Source organism: Nocardia goodfellowii (assembly GCF_017875645.1).
Lineage (GTDB): Bacteria > Actinomycetota > Actinomycetes > Mycobacteriales > Mycobacteriaceae > Nocardia > Nocardia goodfellowii.
Genome location: NZ_JAGGMR010000001.1, coordinates 2,199,576 through 2,219,504 on the forward strand (window position 1 = coordinate 2,199,576; position 19,929 = coordinate 2,219,504).

The following is a 19,929-nucleotide window of genomic DNA, read 5'->3' on the forward strand; positions in this document are numbered from 1 at the left end:
TCGCTACCTCGGTAACCGCACAAGATATCCCCGAGTTCGCCGAACTTCTGTGAGAAACGCTTGAAAGTGGGGATTCTTGTGACAGATGTGGCAGATGTGCACGGCGCGCCTGCCTGATGTTGATGCGTCCCCGAATTAACCTACGGACGTCAGTGGTGCGTCGAGCGCCATCGGAACCAGTGGGGACGGAGGTGTGAAAAGGGAAGATGCCGAATTCGATTCTGTGGATCGGGTTGGTCGTGCTCTGGGTCTTCGTGCTGTTCCCGATCCTCGCCGACCGGCACCCCAGGATCCGGCAGACCACCGACGCGGCACTGGCGACGAGAGTTCTGCACCGTGGCGGCTCCAAGCGGCGGATGAAGACCGGCCCGGCCGCCGGGCACGACAGCGATCCCGATTACAGACCGAGCCGTGCGCACAGAAAGTTCTTCCCCAGCGATGATGCGGAGCACCGGATGACCCCGGCCGAGGAAGTCACCGACCCTGAGGACGAGTTAGCCGGCACCACCCCGGCACTCGAGGCCGGCCCCAGCGCGGCCGAGGAACCCGACAGCGCCGCCGTCGAACTGGCGGACGAGCGGACCATCGAGGCCGAACTCGCCGACGAGGCCGAATTCGCCGCCCTGGACCCGGAATTCGACTCGACCGACACTGTAACCGCCGGAACCGCTGCGGACAGCGCGGATTCGGCCGATGATGACGACGTGGCCGAAGAGCACAGCGAACCGGAGTCGGTCGCCATGCCTGCCCACAGTGCCGCGCCCGCCCGGCTCGAGGACTTCGATCCCGAATACGACGACCACGAAACCGACGCCGCGGACCCCGATTTCGTCCCCTCCCGGCGCGGCCGCGGCGGCTTCGATCCGGAAGCCGACGCCATCGCCCGCGCCGCCCGCTACACCTTCCGCCAGCGCGCCGTGCTCGGCCTCCTGCTGGGCGCCATCGCCTGCGGCGGCCTCGGCATCGTCTTCACCGCGATCTTCTGGTGGGTCAGCGGCCTGTGCGCCGTCGTCCTCGCCACCTACCTCGGCTACCTACGCCGGCAGGTCCGCATCGAAGAGGACATCCGCCGCCGCCGCGCCGCCCGCCTCACCCGCGCCCAGCAGCGCGGCGAAGACCCCGCCGAAGACCCCCGCCAGGCCGAGGCTCGCGCCCGTCGCCGCACCATCGACCGCGAGACCGCCCGCGCCCTCCGTCGCCGCTCCACCCTGCTGGAAGCCGACGACGAGGACCCCATGTTCGTCCACCTGGAAACCTTCGACCCCGCCACCGCCCGCGCCCTGCGCGAACGCCACGGCGCCGGCGACTACCGCCACGCGGTCGGCGAATAGTTTCCCCAGCTCAAACCGCCGATTCGGTATCCCGGGTCCTGGCCTGATACAGTGTCTCAGCGCGGTTCCCCAGGGATCCGCACGGGGCTATAGCGCAGTTGGTAGCGCGTCTCGTTCGCATCGAGAAGGTCAGGGGTTCGATTCCCCTTAGCTCCACCAGATGTCCCTCACCCGAATCCGGTCTCGAAGAGATCCGGCGGGTGGGGGATTTTTTCGTTTCGGCCACCGCAGGACCACAAGTAGCCCGACTTCCGATCCTGCGCCTCCTGAATGTAAGGAACGGAAAGACCCCGCCGGATCGCCCGCGAAGTCCCGGGACGATCCTCTCGGCCACTCGGCGACTGCACCGGATGCGGCTCATCCAGGCTGCCTGCGGCCAGGTCCGTGCGACACCGAGTCGACGCCGCGAGCCCGTCGGCCTCGCCGATGTTATAGTCATGTATACTAAAACTAAGGCAGCGTATACGGAAGCAATATGTCTGAAGGCGGCGAGTGGTTGTTCGGCAAGGCGTCTGCGGGGTTGCGGGCCCTGCGGGCCCCTGTCGCGGCTCGCGCAAATGCCGACGGTGCGACTGCGACTGCGGTAGCGTACGAGCGCTGAGCTTCTCCGCCGGCGTTATTGCTGCCTCGGCGGCACCTCTGGATGGGGCTTCGGGGCGGTGGTGGCGAAATGGCGTGCCGCAACTGGTCGGCCGATGTTGCGACACCGACTCGACGAAAGCCGCACAGTTCTGGCCGCAGAGAGGCCCGGAAACTTCTCGCTCGGTGCGTGCGGGATGCCACTCGTCTCGGTCCGTCGATTACCAGATCCTGTTAAACTCGATATGTTCAGGTCCACCCGCCGTTCCTTACGCTAACGACCGACCAAACGGCCACTCGAGTCGAGGCAACTCGATGCGAGGACGTTGAGGATATTGCAAACCCGACTGGTCGTTCTGAATGCGAGAAGCGGTTTGAACTTGCAACAGGGGACTTATGTACGTACGTTGCCGGCCGAGTGACGTCGGCTCGCTGCTCATTGAACCCTTGAGATCGGTTGGTTCGCGCGAAACAGGTGCCCCTTATGCCGAATGCCGTTCATTTTATTGATGTTAATTGGTGAGGAACCATGACTGATGAGGAAATCAAGTCAACGAATAACTTGATATCGTTTACGCGTCAACCGGAATTAAAGCGACTTGTAGAAAAATTGCAAGACCCCTCCTGCCGTGTGACTATATTCTGCGGCGCCGGATTGACTACCGACGCAGGGCTTCCTACCTGGCATGGTCTCATAAGGCGCCTGGCTGAGCTTATCCAAATCAAAGAATCCGAGGGAATACGTGCTGCAATACTCGCAGACGAGGCTTCCCTCACACGCAAGGCTGACCTTATTTTGGCACTGCTGCCAGATTACAAGCAAAATAGTGACGCAATTGCAGATGCGCTTTATAGCGTGCGCGAAGAAAATGGAGATTTCGGTGGCCAACTGGCGATGGCTGTAGCCAAGCTATCCGCGCTGCTGGGTGAGCGGTGTCGAATCATCACCACGAACTATGACGATCAGATCGAGGAGTCTCTTCGTTTAGTTGGCGAAAAGCGTGCCGTCGCTGCCATGGGACTGCCAACTCAAATAACTGGAATCGACGCGTATGGCAATAGAACCGCTGATCGCCGTGGTGTTCAGCGTAGCGCGGCCGAATGGCTGGACCAGAAGTGTTCGGATTGGCTCGATCAACTGTTCAGTGATTCTAAAAATACGGTACTCCACCTGCATGGCTATATTTCATCGCGTCCTGACAAGAATCTCGGCGATAGAAGTCGAATTGAACCGATTATGCTGCGAGAGTCCGATTATCTCGCGTACGGACCGCAAGTTCAGGTGTTGATAGAACAGGCGATCGGCACCAAGAACTCCATCACGCTATTCGTCGGCACGGGCATGACCGACCCCAGCGTCGTGGGTCCTTTGGCGAGCCTGGCTGACACCGCCGGTTCGAACGATATATTCTGCCTCCTTTCCTCGGATGGCGTCGTCTCCCCTGAGCACGACATGGGGATACCAGGTCAGACGGCGTTTTCATACCGTTTGAGTCAGAAGACTTATCTGGCGGAACGATTGGGTGTATCGGCAATCCTGCTGAAGAGTTATTCACAGGTGGCACAGGTCGTGATGGAGTTGTGCGCCGCCATCGAAGATCCGCAAGCTTATCTCGAAAGCGATGCTGATAAATCGATAAGATACGGGTTCCGATTTCGGCGTGTGCTTGCTGCTGTCCATGACATAGTTGGTACCAAAAATGGCTGTGTGGCGCCATCCGACGACTTCTCTCGCGATTTGAGTGAGGCTTTGGATGGCGTTATTTGTGCTACGGACGGCCCCCTGGACTTCGCTCAAAGAATCGTTCGAGGTTGTACGGCTGCTGAACTTGGCGGTTATAAACTTGAACAAGATCAGCTTAAACATGAACGTTTTGGTCTATTTCTATGGTTGCGCCAATTCGCACCCGATGCGGCATCGACGGCTGAATTCAAGGTGTTCATGGCTGGATCGTCTGCATACGCTCATCGCGACGGTGCGAACCTGGGAGGCCGTTTGGGATGGGTCTTGCCTAACTCGGAATTCTCCGCAGCGAAGTCGGTATTTCGGGGACAGACCGTGATCGATTATTTGGATTTTGATAGATATGACGACGCTAAGCGGCCGTGGCGAACTTTTATCGCGGTACCCCTGGGGTGCAGTGAGTCGGATCTCGGAATCGGTGCGCAGTCTGAACATAGTGTTCTAATCGGCAGCGTAGTCCTTCATAGCACGATGCGAATACGTGAAAAAGGCGATCCCGAGAATCCGCGCGATACCTCACAGCTGTCGCTGCTGAGTCATAACCAGAGACTCAAGTTGGCGCAATTGATTGCAGAAGCCGGTGTAAAGGCCATTCAAGTTCTACAAAGGCCCACATCAAACTGACTCGGCGCTCCTATGTAGTCCGTCGCTAGATCGGTAGCGCATTACTTCTTTAGCGGGATTGCGATGCTGGTCTCCGAGTTCTTCGGGTGAAACGAACGCGTTATTGAAAGCGGATACAATCATATTGGCGACGCGATATCGGTGCGCTGTCGCTGCTTCTTCGTTGGTCACTTCGCTACCTTTGGCCCTTTCTATCGGCAACGGTTGTACGGAGGGTTGAGAATTTCGCAGCAAGCTCGAAGTGGTGAGACTTTGCCGGGCGGTTGTCGACGTGCTTTTATAGTTTGGGTCAGCAACAGAAAATGCTTACTGGAGCTATCCATTGCGCATACCCGGGTCTACCTGGCACTTCTCCGGCTGTTTAGCGATGGCTTGCCAATGATGGCACAGTACAAGCCGTTTGACGTGAAGTTGGTGGTTTGATCACATGCATGTTCTGTAAAGCTTGTCGGCATGATCGCGAAGCTGTGATGGGAGACATGGCGAATTACCGACCGGTTGCCGGTGCAGCGACATGTACTCGAACGTAACGTCCAGATGCTGCGGGATTTCCTGCTGGGAGTTTGTGTTGGCTGCGCGTTAAGCAGCGGCCCGGACCTCGTACGATACCTGGAAGTCGGTACCGAACAGCAGATTGTGGAACTTGAACATTCGGAATTCTGCCCGTCAAGGGTCCCCAACTTTTGCGCAGTCAGGCATCGTTTGCTACGGCCGCTGCGGTACCCGAGGAACGGGCTGGCGCGTGGTTGGAGTCCGTTGGCCCACAACTGGGCTGAGCTGCGAATATGCCTTCGATGGCTGATGCGATGCGGCCGTGGTCGGGTTGCGAATGTTCAACGGGCTTACAAGGATCCGGCTGACACGCGTTCGAAACATCGTCGCAACCCTGATGGCGGCTTTAGTCAAGGTGTATGCCGCCGTCGCGCGTCCGTCTCCGCTCTACCGAACGGTGTCTCATAGCACAGGCTTCCGTTGTCGCACATGGTGCTCACGTGAGTGCGTGAAAGCATGCCGCTGCGCCATTGCACAGCTGTGTGAACGGGTTGTCGTTGAGCCTTACGAGTCGTAACCGTGGTCATCGCCCGCCGCCGGTGACGTGGAAGCAGGTAATTCGCTCGTGTGCGGTCCGATGTCGAGGCAATCGGTCGCCATCCGAGTCGTTCGACTCTGGTCGTAATAGTTGAACCCGCCGTGGCGCGAGTTTCCGACCAGAGTTCCAGATCGATTGAATCGGCGGTAAGCCACGGAGATCGCGCCGAAGGTGCCAAATGTCCAAGCCAGCGCAGGTGCGGCCGGTGAGGATGGGGCTATGAAGATTGAGCAGATTACGCCGAAGCTGGTTGTCGAGGGTGCGGACGAGGCTATTCGTTATTACGGGGAGGTGTTCGGGGCCGTGGTGCGGGAGCGGCACGGTGGGGCGGGGCGGGTGGTGTTCGCGGAGTTGGAGTTGGCGGGTGGGGTGGTTTTTCAGGTTAAGGATGCCGATGCGGTGGATAGCGCTCCGGGGGTGGGCGCTGGAGTGTTGTTGAGTGTGGTGGTCGATGATCCGGATGGGCTGGCTGGGCGGATGGTCGAGGGTGGGGGTGTGGTGGTGTTCGGGGTGGCGGACCAGGAGTATGGGATTCGGCAGGGGAGGGTGCGGGATCCGTTCGGGCACGAGTGGATCGTCGGTGGGCCGCTAGGTGGGGCGTGAATGAAGCCGCCGGTCAGGAGAATTGGGGGACCGGCGGGTTCGGTTGAGGTGTTAGGACTTCGGATTTGACCGGGGATGGTGTTGATCTCGATAGGTTTCGAGTAGGCGCAGCCACACTTCGCTGATGGTGGGGAAAGCGGGTACGGCGTGCCAGAGGCGGTCCAGGGGGACTTCGCCGGTGATGGCGATGGTGGCTGAATGCAGCAGTTCGGCGACGTTCGCTCCGGCGAAGGTGGCGCCGACGATGATGCGGCGTTCGGGGTCGATGAGGACGCGGGCCTGGCCGCGGTAGTTCGGGTCGTGCTGTTGGGCTCCGGCGACCCAGCCGATCTCGTAGTCGACTACGTCGACCTTGCGGCCGGCTCGGGCCGCGTCGTCGGTGGTCAGGCCGACGGCGGCGATCTCGGGGTCGGTGAACACGACCTGCGGGACGGCGCGGAGATCGGCTGTGCCGGTGTGGCGGCCCCACGGCGCTGTGTCCAGGGTGCGGCCCGCGGCGCGCTCGGCGATGACCGCGCCCGCGATTCGGGCCTGATATTTGCCCTGATGGGTAAGGAGCGCACGGTGATTGACGTCTCCGGCGGCATACAGCCATTCGCCTTCGACGGCGGTCACAGTGAAGCTGTCGTCGGTGGTGAGCCAGTCGCCGGAGGCCAAACCGATTGTCTCCATGCCGATGTCGTCGGTGCGGGGCGCGCGTCCGGTCGCGAAGAGCACTTCGTCTACGACGATCCGGGTGCCGTCCCGCAGCGTCAGGTGGACGGGGCCGCCCGCTCGCTCGGCGGTCGTGATGCCCGAATCGAATCGCAGGTCGACGCCGGCGGTTCGGAGCCGGTCGGCGACCAGTTCGGCGGCGAAGGATTCGACGCGGCCGAGCAGGCGTGCGTCCCGCGCGATGAGGGTGACCTCGGCGCCGAGTGCTCGCCAGGCCGTGGCCATTTCGACGGCGACCACGCCCGCGCCCAGGATGGCGAGCCGGCGCGGCACCTCCTGGGCGCTGGTGGCTTCGCGGCTGGTCCACGGTCGCAGTTCGTCCAGTCCCGGCAGTGGCGGCAGGGCGGCCCGGGTGCCGGTGCAGACGGCGACGGCGTGCCGGGCTTGCAATCGCACGGTCTCGCCGTCGGGTGTCCGGACCGTGACCTGCTTGACTCCGTCGAGTCGACCGTGGCCGCGCACCAGCGTGATGCCGGCGGAGTCGAGCCAGTCGACCTGTCCCTTGTCGTTCCAGTCGTTCACCGTGTGGTTGCGGTGCTTCAGGACCGCGGTGGCGTCGAGTGGTCCGGTGACGGCCTGCTCGACACCGGGAAAACGCACGGCCTCCCCGTACAGCAGGGCGGGCCGCAACAGCGCTTTACTGGGTTCGCATGCCCAGTAGGAACATTCGCCGCCCACCAATTCGGATTCGACGATGACGGTACTGAGCCCGGCGGCGCTGGTGCGGTCGGCGACATTCTCGCCGACCGGTCCGGCCCCGACGACGATGACGTCGTAGGTGTGGTTATTCACATCAGACATGATGGGCCTTCGGGATCGAGCGCTCGGCGGCCGGGGCGGGGAAGGCTCGATAGACTCCGTGGGTGAGTGAACTCGAGCAGGAGCCGGCCGCGCCTACGTTCCGGGTGGAGCATCGGATGGTCGGCGATGCCGCTGTGGTCGCGGTCTACGGTGAGATCGATGGGGAGACGGCGGAGCTGCTGGCGGCGGCGGTGCGGGAGGGTTTGCAGCGCACCCGGGTTCCGTTCTGTGTCCTCGATCTGACCGATGTCGACTATCTCGGCGGCGCGGGTTTGAAGGCGCTCGCCGCGTCCAATGGGGAGGCCGAAAACCGCCGGGAGCCACTGCGTGTCGTCGTCGACTCGAACCGGCCGGTGATCCGCCCCATCGAGATCACGGGTCTCGAGGAGGTTTTGGCGCTGTATCACAGCGTCGAGGAAGCTTTGGCCGGTTAAGGGGCGGCGGTCACCGGGGGGAGGTGCGGGCGATCGAGCGGTAGCTCCGCCCACACCGTCTTGAACCTGACGTAACGGCTGACACCCCAGGAGCTGGCCAGGCGGTCGATGACGAGCAGTCCGCGCCCGCCGTCCACATCCGGGGTGCGCAGGCGTGGTTCGCCGGGCCCGCTGTCGTCGACCTCGACCCGCAGCCGCGCGGGGTCGGCTCGCACGGTGAGCCGGCAACGCCACGGCGCACTGCCGTGTTCCAGGGCGTTGGCGACCATTTCGTCGACCACCAGCACCGCGTCCTCCACCAGCACGCCCGTGTCGGGGGCGAGCAGCGTACGCACAGCATCCCGGATCTGCCATTGCGCTGTCGTCTCGAGGTCGAACTCAGGTCCGTGTTCCTCGTGGCCCGATAGCGCCCACAGCGGTCTCCCCATTGCATAAACCTCCACTCGCCGCAGGCCGAAGATAACGCCTGGCTACCCATGATGGTGCCGGGGAAACTTGTGGCACTCACCGGGGCGGTGCACAGGTCTCTTCACTCGCTCAGATGACGGATGATGCGCTGCACGTGCTCGGTATACCTGCGCTGGAATTCCGGCGAGGTCGGGTCCAAACCCGTGACGCGACGCACAACCTGCGGCAGCACGGTGGGGACCATCGCCGCGCCCATGACAACCAGCAAGAAGACACCGGGATCGATGTCGGCGGGAAATTGTCCCTCCGCTTGGCGGCGGCGCAGATCGGAGAGGTCTTCGGGGTCGTACGCGGCGGGCGGCGCGCCGCCGGCTTCGGCGAGGCCCTCCCATGCCAGCAACCGGCTCATGCGTGAGTCGTCGAAGCCGTTGTGCAGATAGGCGGCGACCAGCTTGTCCAGGGGCAGATCGGGTGCCGCGAAGTCTCCCTCGGCCTGTAGCCACTGCTGTTGCAAGGCCTGATAGAGGCCGTCCTTGCCGCCGAAGTAATACGTGATGAGCTGCTTGTTCACGCCCGCCCGGTCGGCGATCTCCTGGACCCGGGCGCCGGCGAAACCTTTGGCGGCGAACACATCCAGGGCCGCGGCGAGCAGTCGGCCTCGGGTGCGCTCGGCATCGCGCAGGCGTTCCGCCGAGCTGGGCATGCGCCGGGACCGGGGGCGGGTGCTGTCCTTCGACGTCTCGTCAGCCATAACAACCGGAAACTGTACTTGTGGTTGACACAATCATCCAAACGGATGATTATTGCGCCATGTCGAATCGAACACCGAACACTGCACCGACCATCGCGATCGCCGGAGCGGGACTGAGCGGGCTGTGCCTGGCGCAGTCGCTCGTCACCGCCGGGTTCGACGTGCGGGTCTACGAGCGGGACCCATCGCCGCACGCCCGCCGCCAGGGCTACCGCATCACCGCCGACGAGTACGGCATCGGCGCGTTGCGGCGCTGCCTGCCCCCGCATCTGTTCGAGCTGTACCTGGCCACCGCGGGCGACACCCGCGCGGGCGGCCACTTCCGCTTCCTCAATCAGCGCATGCAAGAAATCTTCAGCTTCGCCTTCGAGGGGGACCCGACCGGTGCGGATCTGACCAAACCGCGTCAATCCGACCGGCAAACGCTGCGCGCTCTGCTGCTCGACGGACTCGAAGACCGGGTGCATTTCGGCAAGGCCGCCCGCCGAGTCGATGTCGACGCGGACGGTGCGACCCTGCATTTCGATGACGGCACTTCGGCCCGAGCGGATCTGGTAGTCGGGGCCGATGGCACGAATTCGCCACTACGCGAACAACTCTTGCCCGGCCACGCGCCCGAGCCCTCGGGTATGACGGCGATCTACGGGTGTTCCCCGCTGGTTTCAGGCGGCGAAACCCTCTTGCCTCCAGCGCTTCTCGACAGTGGTGTGCTTTCTGTGGGTGCTCCGGGGTCGGCGTTCTTCTGCACCACGATGTCGTTCAAGGAAGCACCCGCCGCGGCGTTCGCCCGGCTCGCTCCCGCGCAGCGGCCACCCGTCGCGAACGACTACGTCATGTGGGCGATCATTCTCCCTGACAGTGAGTTTCCCTCCGATGCGCAGCTCGGCAGCGCGGCCCTGTACCGCCGCGCCGCGGATGCGTCCCGTGATTTCCACCCGCTCCTTCGGCGCTTGGTCGAAGCCGCCGATATCGACTGCACACTGGCGGTTCCCCTGCGTGCCGGGATCCGGCCCACTCGCTGGTCCGTCTCCCGCGTCACGCTCATGGGCGACGCCGTCCACACCATGCCGCCGTTCGGCGCCCACGGCGGCAACACCGCGCTGCGCGACGCCGCTTTGCTCGGTGAAAAGTTGTGCACCGCAAGAGAAAACGGTGCTTCACTCGAATCGGCCGTCGAGGCCTATCAGCGGGAAATGCTCGCGTACTCTTTCGACGAAGTCGAAGCCGCGAAGAAGATGATGACACGTTTCACCACCCGCAACCCGATCCTGCGCTGGGGGATGACGCGCGTGGCGCCCTGGGTGCACTCGTTGCGCGGCAAGTCACTGGACCTCCGTGCTGATCGCCCGGTGCGCACCGGCGCGGATTAGGCTGAATCATCTATGTGACCGACAGGAGGCCGCGGTGCCCGAGACGACGGTGGCCGGAGTGCTGGCCGAACTGGCCGCGCTGGAGGATCCGAAGATCCGCGCGGTGAACGAGAAGCACGGTGATGATCACGGCGTGAACCTCGGCCAGTTGCGAGCGGTCGCGAAGCGGTTGAAGACGCAGCAGGATCTCGCCCGTCAGCTATGGGCGACGGGGGACACCGCGGCCCGACTGCTGGCCACATTGATCTGCCGTCCGAAGGCTTTCGAGCGGGACGAGCTGGACGCGATGATCCGGGCGGCGGACACGCCCAAGGTGCACGACTGGCTGGTGAACTACGTGGTCAAGAAAAGCCCGCACGCCGAGAAACTGCGCGTGGCCTGGCTCGCCGATCCGGAACCGGTGGTGGCGAGCGCCGGCTGGGCGCTGACGACCGAACGCGTGGCGAAGCGACCCGAGGAACTTGATCTGGACGGCCTGCTCGACGTCATCGAGGCGGAGATGAAAGACGCTCCGGATCGCCTGCAATGGGCGATGAACCACTGCCTGGCGCAGATCGGGATCTCGCATCCCGGCTACCGTGCCCGTGCCGTCGAGATCGGGGAGCGGCTCGAGGTGCTGAAGGACTACCCGACGCCGCCGAACTGTACGTCTCCGTTCGCCCCGGTCTGGATCGCCGAGATGGTCCGCCGACAGGGCTGACCCATTCAGTTACTCCTTGGCTAATTAGCGCTTCTGCGGCAAGGTGGGTACCGGAGCTCGGCCTGGCCAGTACTTCGACTGTTTCGGAAGAGGAGTCACATGTACTACAGCAGTGGCAACTACGAGGCTTTCGCGAGACCGCGCAAACCCGAGGGGGTCGACGACAAGACGGCCTGGTTCGTGGGGGCCGGCCTGGCCTCGATGTCGGGGGCGGCGTTCCTGATCCGGGACGGTCGGATGTCCGGTGACAAGATCACCATCTTCGAAGAGCTGAAACTGCCGGGCGGGGCGCTCGACGGGATCAAAGAGCCGGAGAAAGGGTTCGTGATCCGGGGCGGGCGCGAGATGGAGAACCATTTCGAGTGCCTGTGGGATCTCTTCCGCTCGATTCCCTCGATGGAGATCGACGACGCCAGCGTGCTCGACGAGTTCTATTGGCTGAACAAGGACGACCCCAACTTCTCCCTGCAGCGCGCCACCGTGAATCGCGGGCAGGACGCGCACACCGACGGCCTGTTCACCCTCGGCGACCGGGGCCAGAAGGACATCGTCAAGGTGTTCCTGGCCAGTCGCGAGGAGATGGAGAACAAGCGGATCGACGAGGTGTTCTCGAAAGACTTCCTGGAGAGCAACTTCTGGATGTACTGGCGCACAATGTTCGCCTTCGAGGAGTGGCACAGCGCGCTGGAGATGAAGCTGTATCTACACCGGTTCATCCACCACATCGGCGGCCTACCGGATTTCTCGGCGCTCAAATTCACCAAATACAACCAGTACGAATCGCTGGTGCTGCCGCTGTATCGCTGGCTGCTCGACCAGGGCGTCACGTTCAGATTCGACACGACGGTCACCGATGTCGACTTCGACCTGAGCGCCGGACGCAAGCGGGCGACGCGCCTGCACTGGGTCTCCGAGGGTGTCGAGGGCGGGGTCGATCTGGGCGCGGATGATCTGCTGTTCATCACCATCGGCTCGCTGACCGAGAATTCCGACGAAGGTGATCACCACACTCCGGCCCGGCTGAATGAAGGCCCCGCGCCCGCCTGGGATCTGTGGAGGCGAATCGCGCCCAAGGATAAGGCTTTCGGCCGTCCGGAGGTCTTCGCCGGGGATATCGCCAAGACCAAGTGGGAGTCGGCGACCGTCACGACGCTCGACGAGCGCATACCGCGCTATATCCAGAAGATCTGCAAACGCGACCCGTTCAGCGGCAAGGTCGTCACCGGTGGCATCGTGACCGTCCGGGACTCGAAATGGCTGATGAGCTGGACGGTCAATCGGCAGCCGCATTTCAAACAGCAGCCCGAGGATCAGATCGTGGTGTGGGTGTATTCGCTGTTCGTGGACGTGCCCGGTGACTTCGTGAAAAAGCCGATGCAGGAATGCACCGGCGCGGAGATCACGCAGGAGTGGCTGTACCACCTGGGGGTTCCGGAGGCGGAGATTCCGGAGCTCGCCGCGAACGCCGCCAAGTGCGTGCCGTGCATGATGCCCTATATCACCGCGTTCTTCATGCCCCGCCAAGCCGGTGACCGGCCGGACGTGGTGCCCAAGGGTGCGACGAACTTCGCGTTCATCGGTCAGTTCGCCGAGACCACCCGCGATTGCATCTTCACCACCGAATACTCCGTCCGCACCGGTATGGAGGCGGCTTACCAGCTGCTCGGTATCGAACGAGGGGTGCCGGAGGTCTTCAACTCGACCTATGACGTCCGCAAGCTACTGGCGGCGACCAGCAAGCTGCGCGACGGCAAGGAGATACGGCTGCCGGGACCGAGCGTGGTGCGCAAGAGGCTGCTGGCGAAGCTCGACTCCTCGGAGATCGGCGAGATGTTGAAGGAATACGACTTGATCGCGGAGGAGTAACTTCGTCCGAACCGGGTCCGTCGAGTCTGCCGCCGCTGGTCGCGATCGTCGTGGCAGGCTCGAGCGGGTTAACCGAGGGCGGTGGTGGTGAACACAGCGCTGGTGCTGTCCTGGCGGAGGTAGACGTCGTCGGGCTGGGTTCCGTAGGGCTCGATGCCCGAGACAGGGAGATAGTTGTAGTCGACCACGGTGAGTTCGAGGGGCCCGGCGGGTGCGGTCAACTCCACCTCGAGGCCCTCGCCCGGCGGAGCATAGAACTGAATTCCCTTGGTGGGAACGGTGTTTACGTCGCGCCCAGCGACACGCAGGGAGTGCGGGACGGTGGAGTAGCGCAGGGCAATGCTGGGCGCGGCGCGTTGTGAATGCAATCGAAGGCGGAGGGTGCGTCGACCGGAATCGGCAGTGTCGGAGTCGATTTCGACTGTCGGCGGCGGCAGCGCCTGGGCTATGGCAGGGCCGCTCGCGACAGCGTCGGACCACAGTGCGGAGAAGCGGGGTTCGGGCGTGGTGTCGTCGACGAAGCGTTCGGTCCAGCGGTCCGGCATAACGCGCGAGAGCCAGCGGGCCTGGTTGCTGTCGGCGTCCAAGGCGTAGATGAGTTGCGAATTCAGCGGGTGCTGGTCATCGGAGCGATCGACGGCCAGACCGGCCGCGGTGAGTGCGGCGGCCAGCACCACCGCGGTGGCGGGGATGGTCCAGCCGCGCTCGGCCGGCCAGGTGTGCGTGAGGGTCAGCGTGAGCAGGCTGCCGAGCAGGATGATGGTGGGTGCGGTCAGGAAAGGGGCCGCGGTGATACCGGTTTGCAGCGCCGCCCACAGGCCGCCCAGGAATAGCGCGGCCGGAATCAGCGACAGCGTCAGTACCGGCAGACGCCAGCGGTCCGGGATTACGAAGGTGGCCGAAACGCCGAGCGCCGCAGCGACAGTCGGTATCACCAATACCTGGGCGGCGGCCGGTGCGGCCACGGCGAACACCGCCGATAACACGCTCAGACAGCACAGCAGACCCGCCGCGGTGGCACTGGAGCCGAGCCGACGCCGGGAGAGCGCGAACCATGCGGCCAGCACCCCGGCCGACAGCACGATGACCGCCGCGTAATAGAACTCCGGCCGATACGGGTCGACGAACAGCGGCTGATATTCAGGGCGAATGGTCTTGACGACTTCCCAGTGCCCGTACACGGCGGCCATGGCGATCGGGACGGCCACCAAAAGCAGAACGGCAGAGGCGATTACGCGTTTCAGGCTGGTTTCTCCGGCCTGCCGGACCCGCCAAATGACCCAGCCACCCGCCAGCACGCTGACCACGGCGAGCGCGATGATCACCCAGAGCGGCAGCACGACCAGCACCCCGAAGGGCAGGGCGAAGTAGGCGGGATTGTCGTCGGCGGTCGGAGCGGTGAGATCGCGGTCGCCGAGTTCGCGGGTCAGGGCGAGGGTGTTGTCTCCCATCTGCTGCAATGTCGCGAGCGGGACATGGGCCGGGTCGTCCAGCCGGTTGTGGTAGTAGGCGCTGCGACCGGCGTAGGCGAAGTCCAGCACCTGCGGACCGCCCGGCTCGAAGGACGTGAAATCGGTATTGCTGGAGGTCTGCGCACCGGCCAGCGCCGTGGACAGCGAGTCGGCGTTCGGGTGCGGGATGGTCGCGACCGCGCGGATCAGGCCGCCGTCGGGCCGGGTGGACCGCCACATGAACACCGGGCCGCCCGCGCCTCGCGCTTCGTGATTGATGATCACGTCACCGCGCAGCTCCGGGCTCGCGGCGACGAAGGCTTCGGCGCCGAGCAGGCCGACCTCCTCGGCATCGGTCAGGAGGGCCACCACGTCGTTGCGCAGGGTCGTGCCGCTCGAACGGAGCGCGCGCAGGGTTTCCAGCACGGCCGCGACCCCGACACCGTCGTCGTTCGCGCCCGGACTGGACGCGACCGAATCGTAGTGCGCGGCAAGGTAAATCGTTCCGGTGGAGTTGGTGCCGGGAAGTCGCGCGATGATGTTCTGCACCCGCCCCATACCCAGGACATCACGCACGAGCGCACCGGGATAACGCCCGATGCCCGCCTGAATCTCGGTCTCTAGCCCAAGGTCTCGCAACCGGTCTACGAGATCATCACGGACTCGGGCATGTTCGGCCGTGCCGACGGGGTGCGGCCGTTGCGCGATTGCCTCCACGACCCGGAAGGCGCGGCCCGCGCTGAACACCTCGGCGGGCGCCGACTCGGGCTCATGGCCATGCGGTTGCTGCTCCCAGGCGGTGGCGCCGATGACAGCCAGCAGGAACGCGAATGCCAGGAAACCGGAAAGCCGTTGTCCTATCCGCACTCTCCCAGCGTATCCGCCCCGGCGGGCGCGCGGTCGATCTCAGCGCAGAGCGAGCGCGATGAACTGGGTGACCTGTTCGTCGTTGAAGTTGTCGTCGCTGACCAGGAGCAGGGTGCGTTCACCGGAGGGCAGGCGCGGGCCCCAGGTGCTGCCCTCGATGTTGTCGACGGTGCTCAGACCGAACTCGTTCAGGTCGGCGAGCAGGCGTTTGGTGGCGGGACGGGCATGGTCCAGAGGCGCGTTAAGCACATTGGTCGCGGTACCGAGATCGGTTTCGTAGAGCCGGATCCGGTTGCCCGCGCCCTCGACGAAACTACGTTCCACCACAAGGAATTTCGCCGGATCCAGCGGATCGACGGCGAGGATGGACGTGATTCCGTTGCTCCCGGATCCTTCGGTGAACATCGGGTCCAGGGGATAGGCGTACTGGGCGAGCAGCTGGCCGGTGCGGGCCTGCACGGTGATCCGGGTCAGCGCCCCCGTCGTGGCGGTGGGCGGCGGGCCGTCTTGGAGCAACGGCGCTTCCAGCGCGGTGACGAACAGTGTGCCGCCGGCGGCGAAACTCCCGGCCTCCAAGGTCCCGTTGCGCTGTGGGCCCGAATCCGGCCGCATCCGTTCGTTGTCCGGGATGGGGAGTTCGGCGTGGAAGGCGCCGTCGGGCCGCGCCACTCGCACCGACGGATCCAGCAGCGCGTTCGGCGACCGCTCGCCCTCCTGCGTCCAGACATAGTTTCCGGTCCACGGATCCACCCGGATCTCCTCCGGATCGACGGTGTTCTGCGGGTACGGTGCGCCGTTCGCGCCGAGCAACGGTCGCGTACCGGTGAATTCGATCGGTCCGATCCCGTTGTCGTCCAAGGTGATTCGCGTGGTGTAGTAGCGGGCGGGCTGCAGCGCCGAGCGGTCGTCGCTGATCAGCAGGTACTCATCGGGGCCCGGCAGGGCGTCGATGCCGGAAAGCCCGCCCACCGTCGTGCCGCGCAAATCGAAGGCGAACGGGATGACCCGTTCGCCGAGTAGTCGCACCGGCGGCGCGGCGGTGGCGGACGGCGCGACTGCCGCGCTGAGCGCGCACGCGAGAATCAGCAGCAGGGATCCACGACTTCGCATGCGCGTCAAGCTAACCGGACAATCGAACCGGCGCGTGAACGCCGGGCGAACCGAACTACTGCGTCGCCGCCCGCTTCGGCAGTTTCCAGCCGGGCCGGGGGAAGTGGCAGGTGTAGCCGTCCGGGAAGCGCTCCAGGTAATCCTGGTGCTCCGGTTCGGCCTCCCAGAACGGACCGGCCGGGGTCACCTCGGTGACGACCTTGCCGGGCCACAGGCCGGAGGCTTCGACGTCGGCGATGGTCTCCTGGGCTACCCGCTTCTGCTCGTCATCGAGATAGAAGATGGCGGAGCGGTAGCTGCTGCCGATATCGTTGCCCTGCCGGTCCTTGGTGGTCGGATCGTGGATCTGGAACAGGAACTCCAGCAGCGCCCGGTAGTCGGTCTGCGCGGGGTCGTAGCTGATCTCCACGGCTTCCGCGTGCCCCGGATGGTTGCGGTAGGTGGGGTGGTCGTTCCGCCCGCCGGTGTAGCCGACCCGGGTCGACAGCACTCCGGGCTGCCTGCGGATCAGGTCCTGCATGCCCCAGAAGCAGCCGCCGGCCAGGATCGCTTTGCGCGTGTCGGTCACGCTTCCTCCTCGGTGAAGTGGGTCCGGTACTCCCCATACAACCAGCGGCGGCGCCCGGTTAGTTCCGTGCCTGGTCGGGCGGGTCCGGTAGCTTGCGGTGGTGAGCATCGAACACGACTCGATCGTCGGCGAGGTACGCGTCCAGCACGAGGACCTGGCCCGCTGGCTGGGCGCGCCGGACGCGGCCGACGCGCTGGCCGCTTTCACCGGTCAGCTGCACGCGGACTTCTCCATGGTCGCCCTCGACGGAGCGGTCGTCTCCCGTGCGCCCCTGGTCACCGGGCTGGCGGGTGCGGGTGGTTCGACGCCCGGCTTGACCATCGACATCACCGACATCGACGTGCTGCACCGGTCGGCGGACTGTGCGGTGGTGCGTTTCACCGAGGTGCATCATCGCCCGGAGGGGCCCGCCGAGCGCCGCACCACCGCATTGCTGGTGCCCGATCCGCAGGCACGCAACGGTCTGCGCTGGCGCACCGTGCACGAGACCACCGTGACAAGCTGATTCCGGCAACCGATCGCACGATTGACGATTCGCGCCTGGCCAGTGAGTATGAACCATGGCCAACTTCCTGGTGTACAGCCGGCGAACTGCCGGACGCGTTCGGACGCAGGTGGTTTGACGGGTGCGCGACGAATCCGATGTGGCCCAGGCCCAGGTCTTCTATGAACTGCTCAGCGCGGAGGCCGTGACGCTGACCGCGGCCCTCGAAGCCCGGCTGACCCGGCGCGGGGTGCCTCGATCCAGTACCGAATCGCATCTGCTGCGCCGGGAACTGCGCGAGGTGCAGCGCTGCCTGGCGCAACTCCGCGACCGGTATCCCGAAGTGCTCGAACGGTCGGCCGGGCGCTGACCTGGAGCTGTTCAGCTTTGGGGGAGATGCACTTTCGCCTCGTCGTAGCCGCCGCTCGCGGTCTCGACGGCCGGGCCGTACACGGTGTGGATGACGCCGGTGCTGAAGGTCCGCGCCGACAACAGGCGCAGCGGGATCGGGTCGCCCTCGTCGAACAGGCGCTGTCCGGTGCGCACGGCGATGGGGTGTACCAGCAGATGTAGTTCGTCGAGCAATCCGGCGGCCAGCAGTTGGCGGACGATCGAGGGAGAACCGCTCATCGCGATATCGGTGGCGCCCGGCTGCTGCTTCAGCGCCGTCACGGCCTCGATCAAATCGCCCTGCAATTGTTCGGAGTTGCGCCAGGTGAAGTCGAGCCGCTGGTGCGAGACGACGATCTTGCGGGCGTCGCCCAGCGCCTTGGCCATGACGGCGTCCTCCGCACCGGCGGCTTCGCGGTCCGGCCAAGCCCCGGCGAAACTGTCGTAGGTCACTCGGCCGAGCAGCAGGGTGTCGGCCGAGCCGAGCTGCGCGCCCACCGCCTCGCCCATCTCGTCGTCGAAGTAGGGGAAGTGCCAGTCCTGGGGGTCATCGATGACGCCGTCCACCGAGATGAACAGGCCTGCGGTGATCTTCCTCATGGTCTTCTCCTGCTTCGTGGGGTCGCTGCCCGATTCGCGGGCAGCGGAGTCAGTGGTGCAGACGACGCGTCGCCGCCGGATTAATCGGCGGCGTCGGCACCGGACCCGGCCTCGTCAGAACCAACCGCGTCGATTGCCGGGCATCGCGGCAGCGCCCTGCGGGTCGGGAACGACGCCGAGGATCTGGTGCAGGCCGAGTCCGCCGTCCTCGAAACCCAGAGCGGAGGCGGCCATGTAGAGCCGCCAGATCCGGGCCCGGCCCGCTCCGACCAGGGAAACGGCGCGCTCCCAATCGTTTTCGAGGTTGGCGACCCAGTGGCGCAGCGTGAGCGCGTAGTGCTCGCGCAGGGATTCGACATCGCGCACCTCGAAACCGGCGCGTTCCATGGCCAGGACGACTTCGCCGACATCGAGCAGTTCGCCGTCGGGGAAGACGTAGCGACCGATGAAGGAGCGCTTCTGCATGCGGGAGCCGCCGATGGAGGAGATGGCGTGGTTGAGCAGGCGGCCCTGCGGGCGCAGCAGGGCGCGCAGGGTGTCGAAGTATTCGCCGCTTCGTTTCGTGCCGACGTGCTCGAACATGCCGATGGAGGAGATGGCGTCGAATTGCTCGCCGCGCAGGTCGCGGTAGTCGGAGCGGCGGATTTCGACGCGGTCCGCCAGACCCGCCGCGATGACGCGCTTGCGCGCGAGTTCGGCTTGTTCGTTGCTGATCGTGACGCCGACGACCTGGGCGTCGTAGGCCGACGCCGCGTGTATCGCCATCGAACCCCAGCCGCAGCCCACGTCGAGCAGGCGCATACCGGGCCGTAGGCCCAGCTTGCGGCAGATCAGGTCGTGCTTCGCGCGCTGGGCGTCGTCGAGGGACACCGCGGGGTTCGCGGGGTCCGCGCCGGTGTCGTCGGCGTCGACGAAACGCGCGCACGAATAGGTCATGCTCGCGCCGAGTACCAGCCGATAGAAGTCGTTGCCCACGTCGTAGTGATGGCTGATCGCGGCCGCGTCCCGCCGTTTGGTGTGCAGGCCGCCGCGCAGCGGGCGCACCTCCTCCGGCGGCGGCTTCGGGTGATGGGTGAGCGCACCGAGTTTCCCGGCCGCGCCGATCGCGCGGACGGCCGCGTCCCAGCCCAGGTCGGCATCGTGTGGCGCGGACTGCTGCAGGGTGCGCAGCACGGTGAACACATCACCTTCGAATTCGAGTTCGCCCGAGACGTAGGCACGGGCCAGCCCGAGTTCACCCGGCGCCCAGACCAGATGACTGAGGACGTCCTTGGAGCGGACACGCATGGTCCCGCGAGGTTCGCCGGGAACGATCGTGCTGCCGTCCCAGAATTCGAACCGGATCGCGGGCTGGTCGCCCAGCGCGGTCCGGAGCAGCGGTTCGAGTGTCGCGGCGACGCTGGCTTTCTGGCCCATGCCTCCACTATGGCCGGTGACCTGCGTC

17 protein-coding genes and 1 tRNA gene are annotated in these 19,929 nt (G+C 64.9%); 10 read left to right on the plus strand and 8 right to left on the minus strand.

All coding sequences use genetic code 11. The features are described 5' to 3' along the window. The first annotated feature begins 206 nt into the window (after nt 1–206). From sepX to BJ987_RS09685, 4 genes are all read left to right on the plus strand, one after another. A complete protein-coding gene (sepX, locus tag BJ987_RS09670) occupies nt 207–1,331 on the plus strand; it encodes a divisome protein SepX/GlpR (protein WP_209887075.1) in 1,125 nt (374 codons plus the stop codon). 83 nt (nt 1,332–1,414) lie between these two features. Beyond that, nucleotides 1,415–1,490, plus strand: a tRNA-Ala gene (locus BJ987_RS09675). A gap of 949 nt (nt 1,491–2,439) precedes the next feature. Next, on the plus strand, nt 2,440–4,278 hold the full coding sequence (locus BJ987_RS09680; protein ID WP_209887078.1) for an SIR2 family protein: 1,839 nt from the start codon (nt 2,440–2,442) through the stop codon (nt 4,276–4,278). A 1,309-nt stretch (nt 4,279–5,587) separates the two neighbouring features. Continuing rightward, a complete protein-coding gene (locus BJ987_RS09685; RefSeq protein WP_209887081.1) occupies nt 5,588–5,971 on the plus strand; it encodes a VOC family protein in 384 nt (127 codons plus the stop codon). 51 nt (nt 5,972–6,022) lie between these two features. Here the strand turns inward: BJ987_RS09685 and BJ987_RS09690 are convergent, their stop codons facing one another. Beyond that, complete coding sequence (locus BJ987_RS09690; protein ID WP_209887084.1) at nt 6,023–7,486, minus strand: dihydrolipoyl dehydrogenase family protein; 1,464 nt, start codon at nt 7,484–7,486, stop codon at nt 6,023–6,025. Nucleotides 7,487–7,548: 62 nt separating this feature from the next. Here BJ987_RS09690 and BJ987_RS09695 point away from each other — a divergent pair, with 62 nt between their 5' ends. Continuing rightward, complete coding sequence (locus BJ987_RS09695) at nt 7,549–7,920, plus strand: anti-sigma factor antagonist (RefSeq protein ID WP_209887087.1); 372 nt, start codon at nt 7,549–7,551, stop codon at nt 7,918–7,920. Here the strand turns inward: BJ987_RS09695 and BJ987_RS09700 are convergent. Both BJ987_RS09700 and BJ987_RS09705 read right to left on the minus strand, forming a co-directional pair. Further along, complete coding sequence (locus BJ987_RS09700; RefSeq protein ID WP_209887090.1) at nt 7,917–8,348, minus strand: ATP-binding protein; 432 nt, start codon at nt 8,346–8,348, stop codon at nt 7,917–7,919. The two genes, BJ987_RS09695 and BJ987_RS09700, sit on opposite strands and share 4 nt — an antisense overlap. A gap of 101 nt (nt 8,349–8,449) precedes the next feature. Next, complete coding sequence (locus tag BJ987_RS09705) at nt 8,450–9,079, minus strand: TetR/AcrR family transcriptional regulator (RefSeq protein WP_245365886.1); 630 nt, start codon at nt 9,077–9,079, stop codon at nt 8,450–8,452. Between the two features lie 59 nt (nt 9,080–9,138). On the opposite strand from BJ987_RS09705, the gene BJ987_RS09710 reads away from it, so the two are divergent. The 3 genes from BJ987_RS09710 (at nt 9,139) to BJ987_RS09720 (ending at nt 13,015) form a co-directional block, all read left to right on the plus strand. Continuing rightward, nucleotides 9,139–10,449 carry an FAD-dependent oxidoreductase gene (locus tag BJ987_RS09710; RefSeq protein WP_209887093.1) on the plus strand — a complete coding sequence of 437 codons (1,311 nt, stop codon included), beginning with the start codon at nt 9,139–9,141 and terminating at the stop codon, nt 10,447–10,449. Nucleotides 10,450–10,483: 34 nt separating this feature from the next. Beyond that, nucleotides 10,484–11,149 (plus strand): DNA alkylation repair protein, encoded by a 666-nt coding sequence (locus BJ987_RS09715; protein WP_209887096.1) that lies wholly within the window; start codon nt 10,484–10,486, stop codon nt 11,147–11,149. A 99-nt stretch (nt 11,150–11,248) separates the two neighbouring features. Continuing rightward, nucleotides 11,249–13,015 carry an oleate hydratase gene (locus tag BJ987_RS09720; protein ID WP_209887099.1) on the plus strand — a complete coding sequence of 589 codons (1,767 nt, stop codon included), beginning with the start codon at nt 11,249–11,251 and terminating at the stop codon, nt 13,013–13,015. Nucleotides 13,016–13,083: 68 nt separating this feature from the next. Here the strand turns inward: BJ987_RS09720 and BJ987_RS09725 are convergent, their stop codons facing one another. The 3 genes from BJ987_RS09725 to msrA are packed head-to-tail and all read right to left on the minus strand — an operon-like array spanning nt 13,084 to nt 17,011. Continuing rightward, entirely contained in the window at nt 13,084–15,333 is a 2,250-nt protein-coding gene (locus BJ987_RS09725; protein ID WP_209887102.1) for a M20/M25/M40 family metallo-hydrolase, read from the minus strand. Between the two features lie 39 nt (nt 15,334–15,372). Next, complete coding sequence (locus BJ987_RS09730; RefSeq protein ID WP_209887104.1) at nt 15,373–16,443, minus strand: esterase-like activity of phytase family protein; 1,071 nt, start codon at nt 16,441–16,443, stop codon at nt 15,373–15,375. A gap of 55 nt (nt 16,444–16,498) precedes the next feature. Then, the gene (gene msrA / locus BJ987_RS09735; RefSeq protein ID WP_209887107.1) at nt 16,499–17,011 is read right to left on the minus strand and encodes a peptide-methionine (S)-S-oxide reductase MsrA; all 513 of its coding nucleotides are present in this window, start codon (nt 17,009–17,011) and stop codon (nt 16,499–16,501) included. 100 nt (nt 17,012–17,111) lie between these two features. On the opposite strand from msrA, the gene BJ987_RS09740 reads away from it, so the two are divergent. Both BJ987_RS09740 and BJ987_RS09745 read left to right on the plus strand, forming a co-directional pair. After that, nucleotides 17,112–17,516: a DUF4440 domain-containing protein gene (locus tag BJ987_RS09740; RefSeq protein WP_209887111.1), complete on the plus strand. Its 405-nt coding sequence runs from the start codon at nt 17,112–17,114 to the stop codon at nt 17,514–17,516. Between the two features lie 121 nt (nt 17,517–17,637). Then, nucleotides 17,638–17,865 carry a hypothetical protein gene (locus BJ987_RS09745; RefSeq protein ID WP_209887114.1) on the plus strand — a complete coding sequence of 76 codons (228 nt, stop codon included), beginning with the start codon at nt 17,638–17,640 and terminating at the stop codon, nt 17,863–17,865. An 11-nt stretch (nt 17,866–17,876) separates the two neighbouring features. Here BJ987_RS09745 and BJ987_RS09750 read toward each other — a convergent pair whose 3' ends face one another. Beyond that, nucleotides 17,877–18,485, minus strand: coding sequence for a dihydrofolate reductase family protein (locus tag BJ987_RS09750; protein ID WP_209887117.1), 609 nt, complete (start codon nt 18,483–18,485; stop codon nt 17,877–17,879). Between the two features lie 114 nt (nt 18,486–18,599). Next, nucleotides 18,600–19,901: a class I SAM-dependent methyltransferase gene (locus tag BJ987_RS09755; protein WP_209887120.1), complete on the minus strand. Its 1,302-nt coding sequence runs from the start codon at nt 19,899–19,901 to the stop codon at nt 18,600–18,602. Nucleotides 19,902–19,929 lie beyond the last annotated feature (28 nt).